Source organism: Hankyongella ginsenosidimutans, assembly GCF_005144965.1.
GTDB classification, from domain to species: Bacteria; Pseudomonadota; Alphaproteobacteria; order Sphingomonadales; family Sphingomonadaceae; genus Hankyongella; species Hankyongella ginsenosidimutans.
In genome coordinates this window covers 2,363,684-2,374,788 of the sequence record NZ_CP039704.1, presented here as the reverse complement: position 1 = coordinate 2,374,788, position 11,105 = coordinate 2,363,684, and the positions used below count along the sequence as shown (strand labels likewise).

At 64.4% G+C, this 11,105-nt stretch carries 7 protein-coding genes and 4 pseudogenes; 1 reads left to right on the top strand and 10 read right to left on the bottom strand.

Annotated features, from left to right (window positions below; genetic code table 11):
- Positions 1-15: 15 nt before the first annotated feature.
- Positions 16-480 carry a TRAP transporter large permease subunit gene (locus E6W36_RS13985; RefSeq protein ID WP_222872979.1) on the top strand — a complete coding sequence of 155 codons (465 nt, stop codon included), beginning with the start codon at positions 16-18 and terminating at the stop codon, positions 478-480.
- Here E6W36_RS13985 and E6W36_RS13980 read toward each other — a convergent pair.
- The 10 genes and pseudogenes from E6W36_RS13980 to E6W36_RS13925 form a co-directional block, all read right to left on the bottom strand.
- Positions 434-619, bottom strand: coding sequence for a hypothetical protein (locus tag E6W36_RS13980; RefSeq protein WP_222872978.1), 186 nt, complete (start codon positions 617-619; stop codon positions 434-436). The genes E6W36_RS13985 and E6W36_RS13980 overlap by 47 nt on opposite strands.
- Positions 610-774 (bottom strand): hypothetical protein, encoded by a 165-nt coding sequence (locus E6W36_RS13975; protein ID WP_222872977.1) that lies wholly within the window; start codon positions 772-774, stop codon positions 610-612. Before E6W36_RS13975 ends, E6W36_RS13980 begins: the two co-directional genes overlap by 10 nt.
- A gap of 43 nt (positions 775-817) precedes the next feature.
- Complete coding sequence (locus E6W36_RS13970) at positions 818-1,537, bottom strand: VanZ family protein (protein ID WP_281277554.1); 720 nt, start codon at positions 1,535-1,537, stop codon at positions 818-820.
- Between the two features lie 147 nt (positions 1,538-1,684).
- Positions 1,685-4,300 (bottom strand): annotated as a pseudogene (gene metH, locus E6W36_RS13965) (methionine synthase).
- Between the two features lie 60 nt (positions 4,301-4,360).
- Positions 4,361-5,406 (bottom strand): annotated as a pseudogene (locus tag E6W36_RS13960) (homocysteine S-methyltransferase family protein).
- Positions 5,403-6,328: pseudogene (metF, locus tag E6W36_RS13955) on the bottom strand (methylenetetrahydrofolate reductase [NAD(P)H]). The pseudogenes E6W36_RS13960 and metF overlap by 4 nt, the downstream one beginning before the upstream one ends.
- A 16-nt stretch (positions 6,329-6,344) precedes the next feature.
- A pseudogene (locus E6W36_RS22300) lies at positions 6,345-8,575 on the bottom strand (metalloregulator ArsR/SmtB family transcription factor).
- A 413-nt stretch (positions 8,576-8,988) separates the two neighbouring features.
- Positions 8,989-10,032: a DUF2336 domain-containing protein gene (locus tag E6W36_RS13935; RefSeq protein WP_222872976.1), complete on the bottom strand. Its 1,044-nt coding sequence runs from the start codon at positions 10,030-10,032 to the stop codon at positions 8,989-8,991.
- A 193-nt stretch (positions 10,033-10,225) separates the two neighbouring features.
- Positions 10,226-10,516, bottom strand: a complete 291-nt coding sequence (locus E6W36_RS13930) for a flagellin (protein ID WP_222872975.1) — start codon at positions 10,514-10,516, stop codon at positions 10,226-10,228.
- A gap of 61 nt (positions 10,517-10,577) precedes the next feature.
- Positions 10,578-10,982 (bottom strand): hypothetical protein, encoded by a 405-nt coding sequence (locus E6W36_RS13925; RefSeq protein WP_222872974.1) that lies wholly within the window; start codon positions 10,980-10,982, stop codon positions 10,578-10,580.
- Between the last annotated feature and the right edge of the window lie 123 nt (positions 10,983-11,105).

The following is an 11,105-nucleotide window of genomic DNA, read 5'->3' as shown; positions in this document are numbered from 1 at the left end:
GCGCGCACGGCTGTTTTGATTACCGCCATCATTTTCACGATCCTTCTCGGTACATCTTTATTTCTCACTGTATTTCAATCTTTTGGTGGATTAACCATTTTGGGGCGCGCTCGCCGCCATGCCGGGCGGCCTGCCCAGCGCGCTCCTGATGACGCTGGTGTCGATCATCGCCCTCGCGCGCTTCCTCGACTACGTACAGCTGCTTTATCTTGTCGTGCCGTTGGCCGCGCCAGCCCTGCTGCAGCTGGCGCCGAGCCGCTGGCGCTTGGGGTTGCGATCGCGTTGGTCGTGCAGATGGGGCTCATCATGCCGCCCAACGGGCTTGCGCTTGCGTATCTGCGGCAGGCGGCGCCGGGCATGCCAGCCGCCAGCATCTGGAAGGGCATTGCGCCCTATTTCGGGATTCAGCTCGTCGTCCTGCTGCTGGTGCTGCTTATTGCGCCGCTGACACAGTGGCTGCCTGCGGCGATGAACCAATAGCCGCCCCGATCTGCGGCCGGGCCGGCGACAGCAGATGCATAATCCACGCAATCGCCAGCAGCCAAAGCGGGTCGCTGAGTTCCGGTGTGCCGGACGCCAGCACGATCTGCGCCGCCTCCACCAGCCCGGTCAGCACCATGCCCCAGAGCGCCGCCGTGCGCAGCCGCCCCAGGTCTGATATCCCGCCAGCAGGAAACCGCCGTACGCCACGGACTTGTAGCCGGCGATGCCGAGCGCAATCAGCCAGTTGCGTGAACTGAGCAGCGGCTCGAATGGAATGAGATACGGCGGCATCGGCGTGCTGCGATCTCGAACGGCGTCAAACCGCCAACCAGGATCAGTGCTGCAAAACCGGTAAAGCCGCGCGCTTCAACCAGACGCGCGGCAAGGCCAGCGCCAGCAGCCCGCCCAGGAGCGCGCCCAACGCCTCGGAATAGTTCAGCATGTTGCCGGGCGTCAGCGCGCGCCAGGCGAACAGCAGCGTCGCGGCAACGACAAGGGCCGCGATCCGGGTGCCAGATCGTCGCCAGCCGTCCCACAGCGCCAGCAGGCCGAACCAGAGCGCCAGAGCGCCGCTGAAGTCGTCGAGGTGAAAGCTGCGTTGCGCCAGCAGGTGTTTGGCGCGGATTTTCAGCGCCGCCAGATCGGTGGTCGGCAGATACGGCGTCATGAGGTAGAGCAGCAGAAACAGCAGCAGCAGCAGCCAGACAGCGGGCGGCCCATCGACATGATGCCCGGACAGCCGACGCCACGTGATCATGCCGCCGGCAGCTACGCCCAGACCCAGCCCGACGCTGTTGTTCAGGAGATCCACGATCGAGGGATCGCGGGTCGGCAGGTAAATCTGCGCAACCTGCAGCAGCAGGGCCAGCAGGATGGACAACACCAGGCCGATCCAGAGCCGTGCGACGGAATGCGCCCGTTCGCAGGCCCAGACCACGCACAGTCCCAGCGGCATGAACCCCATGATGTTGCCGACCCGATCCTGCCATTCGCCGGGGCCGAGATGATCGAGCAGGCCGCGCCCGGCGCTGGCGGCGAAGTTAAACGGAAACAGGCTGGCGTAGGTGAGAAGGGCGGCAACTAACCCAGTGAGAACAAGGGAATCCGGCTTGCGTCGCCCTGGTCGTTCACTTGATTGTCCACGCGCCCCTCGCCCGATGGTTGCCCGCCGTGCCTGCCCCTGCCCGTCCGGCTGTCAATCTCAGGCGTCGTACCCCAGATTCGGGCGCAGCCAGCGTTCGGCCTGCTCCAGGCTGATGCCGCGACGCCGCGCATAGTCTTCCACCTGATCGCGCCCGACCCGTGCGACCCCGAAGTAGCTCGCCTGCGGATGCGCGAAGAAATAGCCGGAGACGGCGGCTGTCGGCAGCATGGCGAAGCTCTCCGTCAGGCTGACACCCGTCGACGCCGTGGCATCCAGCAGGCGGAACAGCTCCGGCTTTTCCGAATGGTCCGGGCACGCCGGATAGCCGGGTGCCGGGCGGATGCCGCGATATTTCTCACGGATGATGTCCTCGTTGGAGAGCGCTTCGTCCGGCGCATAGCCCCAATAGTCCTGTCGGACCTCCTCATGCAGCGTCTCGGCGAACGCCTCCGCCAGCCGGTCGGCCAGCGCTTTCAGCAGAATGTCCGAATAGTCGTCGTGCGCCGCCTTGAAGCGCGCGAGGTGCGCGTCGATGCCGTGGCCGGCCGTCACCACGAAGCCGCCGAAATAGTCGGCGTCCGGCGATACGAAATCCGCCAGGCACATGTTCGGCCGGTTGTCGCGCTTGGCGAACTGCTGGCGCAGGAAATGCACGCGGCTCAGCTCGGTCGTGCGGCTGTCATCGGTGTAGAGCACGACATCGTCGCCGTCCCGCCGCGCCGGCCAGATGCCGATGACGCCCTTTGCCGTCAGCCATTTCTCGGCGACGATCGTCTCCAGCATGGCCTGCGCGTCGCGGAACAGCGCGCGCGCACTCGCCAACGACATCATCCTTCAGAATTGCCGGATAGGTGCCCGCCAGCTCCCAGGAGCGGAAGAATGGCGTCCAGTCGATCCGGCGGATCAGGCGTTCCAGCGGATAATCCTCGAATGCCCGGGTGCCAAGCCACCTTGGCCGCACCACGGCGTTGCCGGTGAAGTCGGCGCGGAAATGATTGGCACGCGCCGCCTCCAGCGAAATCAGCTCGGACTCGCCGTTGTTCGCGCGTTTCTCGCGAATGTCGGCATATTCGGCACGGGTGCGGCTTTCCAGTTCGGTCCGCTGGGTGTCGGAGGTCAGCGCAGTACACACACCGACGGCGCGGCTGGCGTCGACCACATGCAGGGTCGGCCCATTCCTGTAGCGTGGCTCGATCCTAAGCGCGGTATGGACCCGCGAGGTGGTAGCACCACCGATCAGCAGCGGAATGCTCATGCCGGCGCGCTGCATCTCCTCGGCGACCGTGCACATTTCATCGAGTGAGGGCGTGATCAGGCCGGACAGGCCGATGATGTCCGCCTGGTTCTCGTTGGCCGCCTCCAGGATCTTCTGGAACGGCACCATGACGCCGAGGTCGATCACCTCGAAGTTGTTGCACTGCAAAACCACGCCGACGATGTTCTTGCCGATATCGTGGACGTCGCCCTTGACCGTCGCCATGACGATCTTGCCCTTGGCTCTGCTGCCTTGCGACTTTTCCGCCTCGATGAACGGGATCAGGTGCGCCACCGCCTTCTTCATGACGCGCGCCGACTTCACAACCTGCGGCAGAAACATCTTGCCGGCACCGAACAGGTCGCCGACCGTGTTCATGCCATCCATCAGCGGCCCCTCGATCACCTCGATCGGCCGGTTGACGCTCTGGCGCGCCTCCTCGGTATCCTCGACCACATAAAGGTCGATGCCCTTGATGAGGGCATGCTCCAGGCGCTTGGCGACCGGCCAGCCACGCCATTCCTCGACCGTCTGCGTCTCGACCACGCCGGTGTTGCGATAGCGCTCGGCCAGCTCCAGCAGCCGCTCGGTTGCATCCGGCCGGCGGTTCAGCACCACGTCCTCACAGGCGTCGCGCAGATCGAGCGGGATGTCGTCGTAGACATCAAGCTGGCCGGCGTTGACGATCCCCATGTCCATGCCGGCCTGAATGGCGTGATACAGGAACACCGAGTGCATGGCCCGGCGCACCGGCTCGTTGCCGCGGAAGCTGAACGACAGGTTGGAGACCCCGCCCGAGATATGTGCGCCCGGGCAGCGCTGCTTGATCAGGCGACAGGCCTCGATGAAATCGACGCCGTAGTTGTTGTGTTCCTCGATGCCGGTTGCGACCGCGAAGATGTTGGGATCGAAGATGATGTCGTCTGCCGGGAAGCCAACCTGCTGGGTCAGGATGTCATAGGCGCGGGCGCAGATTTCCACCTTGCGCGCGCAGGTGTCGGCCTGGCCGAGCTCGTCGAACGCCATGACCACGACAGCGGCGCCGTAGCGGCGGACCTTCTTCGCCTGTTCGATGAACAGCGCCTCGCCCTCCTTCATGCTGATCGAATTCACGATCGGCTTGCCGGCGGTGCACTTGAGCCCGACCTCGATCACCGACCATTTGGACGAGTCGATCATGAGCGGCACGCGCGCGATGTCGGGTTCGGCAGCGATCAGCGAAAGGTCTCCATCGCCACCTCGGCGTCGAGCAGCCCTTCGTCCATGTTGACGTCGATCACATGCGCGCCGGCCTCCACCTGCTGGCGGGCGACCTCCAGCGCGGCGGCATAGTCGCCGGCCATGATCAGCTTCTTGAAGCGCGCGGACCCGGTGACGTTGGTACGCTCGCCGATATTGATGAAGTTTGTAGCGGACATGGGAAGACTCAATAAGAACGGATCGTTTTCAAACCCTCGCCGCGACCGGCAAGGGCAGCATCAGGCATTGAAGGCTTCCATGCCGGAGAGGCGTAGCTGCGGTGGGAGCCTTGGCAGGTCACGCGGCGGCAGATTGCGCACATTGGCGGCAATGGCCGCGATATGCGCCGGCGTGGTGCCACAGCAACCGCCGACGGCGTTGAGGAGGCCGGCATCAGCCCAGTCGCGGATCAGCGCCGCCGTCTTCTCCGGCAGTTCGTCATAACCGCCCATTTCGTTGGGCAGGCCGGCGTTGGGATAGACCATCAGCAGCGTGTCCACGGCCTTGGCGAGTTCTGCCACATAGGGGCGCAACTCGGTCGCGCCGAACGAGCAGTTGAGGCCCATGGTCAGCGGCTTGGCGTGGCGCACCGAATTCCAGAATGCGCCGACCGTCTGCCCGGCGAGATTGCGCCCCGCCAGGTCGGTCAGGGTACCGGAGACCATGACCGGGATGATCTCGCCCCGTGCCTCGCCAGCCTCATCGGCAGCCACCAGCGCCGCCTTGGCGTTGAGCGTATCGAAGATCGTCTCGACCAGGATGAAGTCGACCCGCCTTCGAGCAGGGCCTCGATCTGCTCGCGGTAGACATCGCGCACATAATCGAAGGACACATCCCGGTGGCCGGGGTTGTTGACATCGGGCGAGACCGACAGCGTCTTGTTGGTCGGCCCGAGCGCACCGGCGACGAACAGCGGCCGATCGGGCGTTGCAGCGGCGTCGACCCGCTCGCGGATGATGCGGGCGGCGGCCAGATTGATCTCCCGCACCATCGACTCAGCGCCATAGTCGGCCTGACTGATGGCGTTGGCGTTGAAGGTGTTGGTCGCCAGCAGGTCGGCACCGGCATCGATGTAGCGCTGGCAGATTTCGCCGATGATCTCCGGGCGCGTCACGTTCAGAATGTCGTTATTGCCCTTCTGGTCGTGGTTGAAGCTGCGGCCGTTGCTGTAGCCGGCTTCATCGAGCGCATAGTTCTGGATCGCGGTGCCGTACGGCCCATCCTTGATGAGGATACGCTGTGCTGCAAGCTTGCGGAACTGGGCGGCTTTTTCCGCGCGGGTCATGCGGCGGCTCCTTGGACATGATGAACAGGCACGTCCCGCAGGCCAAGCAGATGGCAGATGGCGCGGGTCAGTTCCGAGCGGTTGAGGGTGTAGAAGTGGAAATTGCGCACGCCGCGCCGGTACAGCCGCACGCACAGTTCGGCGGCCACCGTGGCCGCGACAAGCTGGCGGGTGGTCGGGTGATCGTCCAGCCCCTCGAACAGGCGGCCCATCCAGTCGGGCACCGAGGCACCGCAGGCCGCCGCCATCTTCTTGAGCTGCGCGACGTTCGTGACCGGCAGGATACCTGGCAGGATCGGCGCGCTGACGCCGGCGGCATGCACCAGGTCAAGGTAGCGCAAATAGGCATCAGGATCGAAGAAGAACTGCGTGATCGCCCGGCTGGCGCCGGCATCCAGCTTACGCTTCAGGAAATCGACGTCGGCGATGCGCGACGGGCTGTCCGGATGGCATTCCGGGTAGGCGCTGACGCTGATGTCGAAGTCCGCGATGCGCTTCAGACCTTCGATAAGCGCGACGGACGACTCGTAGCCACCGGGATGCGGCTCGTACTTCGCGCCGATCCCGGCGATCGGGTCGCCACGCAGCGCGACGATGGCGCGCACGCCGGCCGCCCAATAGTCGCGCGCCACGGCATCGACTTCCTCCCGCGTGGCCGCCACGCAGGTCAGGTGCGCGGCCGCCTTGAGGTCGGTCTCGCGCGCAATGCGGCTGACCGTGTTGTGCGTGCGTTCACGGGTCGAGCCGCCAGCGCCATAGGTCACGGAGACGAACTCCGGCTTCAGCGGCGCAAGCGCGCTGATCGAGGTCCACAGCGTTTCCTCCATGGCTGGAGTCTTCGGCGGAAAAACTCGAAGGATACGGCGATGTCTCCGCCGATATCAGCGAACATCGGTTGAAAACTGGGTAGAATCCGCGTCATCGTGGTCTCCTGCACGTCAGGCGGCGGTGCGTTGCATGGCGGCCGCGCGCGTGCGTCGGCCAATCCAGAGTTTGACGGTGAGCAGCTGGCTCGGCAGCGCCTCGACGACTTCGATGTCCAGCCCGGCATCCGCCATCCAGTCCGCGATCTGCGGGTCGCCGAAGCCGAGGCGACGGTGCTGGTGTTCGACCAGCAGCAACTGGTTTTCGTGCGCCGCGAAGTCGACGACGAGCAGCCTGCCGTTCGAAGCCAGTTGCCGGGCTGCTTCCGCGATGGCCGCGCCGGGGTCGTCCGCGAAGTGCAGCACCTGGTGCATGATGACGGCGTCGCAATGCAACCCGTCGGGCAGCGCATACATATCCCCAGCCGGACCTGGCAGTGGCCAAGGCCGGCTGCCTCCAGCTTGGCGCGGGCGAGCTTCAGCATCTCCGGGCTCATGTCGACGCCGATGCCGCGCCTGATGTGCGGGCCGAACAGTTCGAGCATGCGCCCGGTGCCGGTACCGAGGTCGAGCAGGGTCTCGACCGTCTCGCGCAGCAGATGCCGCGACACCGCCGCCTCAACCTCGGTCTCGGAGATGTGCATGGAGCGCACCTGGTCCCAGGCTGCCGCATTCTCCGCGAAATAGCTCTGCGCCGCCGCCTGGCGGTCGGCGAGCACACTCTCCAGTTCGCGCTGGTCGGCGCGGGCCTGCGCGGCGTCGACCAGATCGCAGCCTTCAAGCGCTTCGATCACGCGCAGGATATCTGGCCGGTCCGTCAGGCGCAGATAGACCCATGCGCCTTCCTTGTTCCGATCGATCACGCCATCGTCGGCAAGAATCTTGAGGTGGCGGGACACGCGCGGCTGGCTCTGGCGCAGAATGCGGGTCAAGTCGCTGACGGCAAGCTCGACGCGCCGCAGCAACGCTACGATGCGCAAGCGCGTCGGGTCGGCCAAAGCCTTGAGAAGTGCGAGCGCCATTGACATGTATAACGATATAAAGATGTCTTTATGTCGTGTCAATGCAACGCGATGCGCCACCAGCGCTAAAACGCCCGGTTTATTCCGCGGATACCTTCGATCAGGCGGCGGGCAGCAGAACCGTGAAATAGGCCCCGGCGCGTCCCGAGTCTCGAGATGGATGTCGCCGCCCATCAGGCGCGCCAGTTCCCGCGAGATGTGCAGGCCCAGGCCAGTCCCGTCCGGTTTGGACTGGTAGAGTTCGGTGCCCAGTTGCTGGAACTTCTCGAAAACCTTTTCATGGTCCGAGGCGTCGATACCCGGCCCGTCATCCCACACCGTGATGCGCACCAGGCCGTCCTGAGTCCCCGCCGGCGTCGCCAGCACGCCAACCTTGCCGCCGGCCGGCGTGAATTTGACGGCGTTGGTCAACAGGTTGACGAAAATCTGCAAGGCGCGGCGTTCATCCGCACGTACCGCAAGGTCGTCCGGAATCGGCGGGATCACCACGTCCAGCGCCTTGTCGCTGGCGCGCAGCATGATGAGACTGCGCGCCTGCTCGATCAGCCGCACGACCGGGACGACGTCCAGCGACAGCGACACATCGCCGGTCTCGATCACCGAGACATCGAGCACATCATTGATAAGGCCGAGCAGGTGCCGCCCGGCGCTGAGGATATCGCGCGCATAGCCAGCATAAGCGCCGCTCAGGTCGCCAAATAGGCGCAGGTCCATGGCCTCGGCGAACCCGATGATGGCGTTGAGCGGGGTGCGCAGCTCATGGCTCATGGCCGCCAGGAACTCGTTCTTGGCGTGCAGTGCCGATTGCGCCTGCGCCGAGGCGACATCCAGAGCGCTGTTCTTCATCTGGAGCTCGCTCAGGGCCGACTCAAGGCGCTGGCGCGCGGCGCGCGCGTCTTCCTCGATGGCGTAGAGGCGGGTCACATCCATGCCGGCGCCACGAAAGCCCCGGAATGCCCCGTGGCTGTCGAATAGGGGCACGCCGGAGAGGTGGAACTGGATCGCCTGCCCGTCTTCAGCGGTTACGCGGAACAATTGGTTGCGGAATGGGGTCTGGTCGCGCAGCGCGCGATCAATCGGCCGGTCACCGGAGAGATTAAGAGCACATTCGCCGACGGTATCGAGTCGCTGGCCGATATAATCGCTGGCGAGCCGCCCAAACAGCGCGGTCACGCGGTCCGACACCGCCGTCAGCCGCAGTTGCGAGTCGGTCTCCCAGAACCAATCAGAGGTCGCGCGCGCGAAATCGCGGAAACGCGATTGATCGATGAGCGCCGCATTCATGCGACCCAACTGTGCCGTCCAGTCCTGAAACGCGCCGGCGATACCGATCATAACTCTATTGGAATTGAGAAGCGTAATCGTACGAACCCAGTAATGACGCGTCTCGCCATCAATCTCAAGGCTGAGCGGACGTAGGACGCCCTGACCCGTTGCTTTCGTGCGGTGCAGCAGCGGCACAAGCCCCGGGATCGCGCAGGTACTCCGGCCGCCGAAGCGTTCATTCAGCCGGCGCCAGGCGGGCGTCGCGTCGACGATGTCGCCGGACAGATCGGTCATGAAGAAGCAGGCGGCACTGGCATCCGCGAGACAGGCAGGCATCCGTCAAAGTCGGCCAGGTCTCCGATAAAACGGACGGCAACGCACCCGTCTCATGGCCACCCGTGTCGTTGGGCTCGAAGGTCAGGGATTCGTTCTCAGCCGGCACGCGCGCGCTCAAGGGACTCGATGGCGCTCTGGTAATCGGCGTTTCGCTGCCAGAGGCGCAGGATGCGCACGCAATTGGCGCGGTCCAACCTGTCGAACATGGTCAGGATACTATGGATGATGTCCGGGCGCTGAGCGGCTTTCGCGGTGCGGGCCTCCGCAAGCAGCAGCACTGTCGAGGTCAAGACGTCCCGGGTGAGATCGACTGCACGCGCCAACACAAGAAAACTTTCAAAACCACGGTCGGAAACGATCTGCCAGGCGGTCTTGTAGCTGATTTCAGCCCGTTCCGCCAGCGCAGCGACAAACACCGTGATTCGCTGTTGCCGCAGCGCCGTCACCAGGAAGTTGTCGGTCAGCTCGCCCAATTCCGCCATCCGGCGCGCCAGCCGCTGCGCGCGCGCCTGCGCGCTCTGCCCGTCGACAAGGTCCGCGGATGCCGCAAGCGCCGCGCGTTCCATGGACTTGTCCAGAATTTCCTCATCCACCTTATACGATAGCAGGATCTTGCGGCGCAGCGCGGCGGAAACCCACCAGTACATGCGGTGGGCAAGGTCTGCCGGCAGGTCGGCGCGCGCGACCAGGGGCTCCTGGAAACGGTCCTGACGACGGCTCTCGGCGACCAGAAATTCCATCGCCCGGCGGGAAAGCGTTGCGTCCTGGTTCCGCAGCAGCGTTTCGATGACATCGGGTCCGCTGCGCTCGACCAGCGCATCCGTCACCTCGTCCGAGAGGTTCCGGCGCATCGCAATGGTCATACGGTGTTCTTCGGTGCGATTCTTGACGATCTCGATCAGCGCGTGGTCGCGGATCAGCGGGCTGTCCAGCAGGAGCGGCTGCGCGACGCTTATGTCATCGTTCGCCAGCGCATGAATGAGATCCGGAAGGTCGATACCGGAGCGGACCAGCGCATCGGCGAGGTTGCGGCGCACGTCCATCTCGATCTCGCCGAGCAGCTTGGCCAGAACGTCGCCCATGAGTGCGCGCTGTTGGTCGCTCAGCCGCTCGTCGGGGTGCATGAAGAAGTCCACCATGGCGCTGGCAAGCTCGTTGCGCGCATCCTTGGACCGGTTGGCTGCGAGGAGAGGAGTCGATCGATTTCGCCGTTGGACATAGTCACCACTTCGCCTGTTACCCCTCGCACCCTTTGTCCCTCTGCTAACCGACAAATTGGTAAACGCACGGGCTTAAGAAGCTGTAAATTTTCGTGCGCGACGCAACCGAGCGTTAGATGAAACGGACAAGCGATAGGTCTGCGATCGACGAGAAGGCGCGGTAGGAGGCTTCAAGTGCAGTCTGATCGTTTTGAAGGCGCGTAATGGCCTCGGCGATGTTAACATCTTCGATATCGGCGACGAAGGTTTCCAGAAAATCCGAACGGCTTTGCAGCTGGTCGGTCACCTGATCCACCTGCTGCTGCTTGAGGCCGTTCGCCACCTGGCGCGACTGCACCTGCGCGATCGCCGCATCGAGCGCGGACAGGCTGGATTCGAGCTGCGTGCGCTGCGTCGGCGACAAGGGGCCGCCGATCGAGCCATCGGGACCGGCGTTAAAACACCCAGATCGCGGATCCAGCCGATCAGCGGCTCGGCGACATCGTCTGCGACCACGCCGTATTCGATCTCCAGGCTGTCCGAGACGCGCGCGGTCGCCTTGAGGGTATCATTCTGAAACGCATCCGCTGCCGCTGGCAGTGCGACCAGGTCCGCCAGCGTCTTCGGGGCGAGCGGCTGCGTATCGATACGTGATCCCCGAAGACATAAGAGCCGCCGACCTGCGTATTCAGCGCAGACCCGATCAGGTTCAGCGATTGCTCGAGAATCTGTGGCAGCCCGGAGCCGTCGTCATTGGCGAGCGCCTCGACGACGCTCTGGCGCAGGTCGCGCGCCGTATCGACGATCGCCGTCAACTGGATGTCGTTGGTGCTGAGCGTCTGCTGCACGCGCGATCCCGTGCGCAGGAAGGTCTCGGCGCGGGCCTTCAAGGAGCGCGCGGAAACCAGGGTTGAGGCTTCCTGCGCAATACCTTTGTAGTCGCTCGACTTTTGCCGGTATTGACCTGCTGCTGCGCCGTGAACAGATCAGACTGGTTGCGGGCGATGCCGGAA

What these genes read in the sequence shown, in the direction of transcription:
- E6W36_RS13975 (WP_222872977.1), bottom strand. Translation starts at nt 774, where the DNA reads ATGCCGCCGTATCTCATTCCATTCGAGCCGCTGCTCAGTTCACGCAAC.
- E6W36_RS13980 (WP_222872978.1), bottom strand. Translation starts at nt 619, where the DNA reads ATGGTGCTGACCGGGCTGGTGGAGGCGGCGCAGATCGTGCTGGCGTCC.
- E6W36_RS13935 (WP_222872976.1), bottom strand. Translation starts at nt 10,032, where the DNA reads ATGGTGGACTTCTTCATGCACCCCGACGAGCGGCTGAGCGACCAACAG.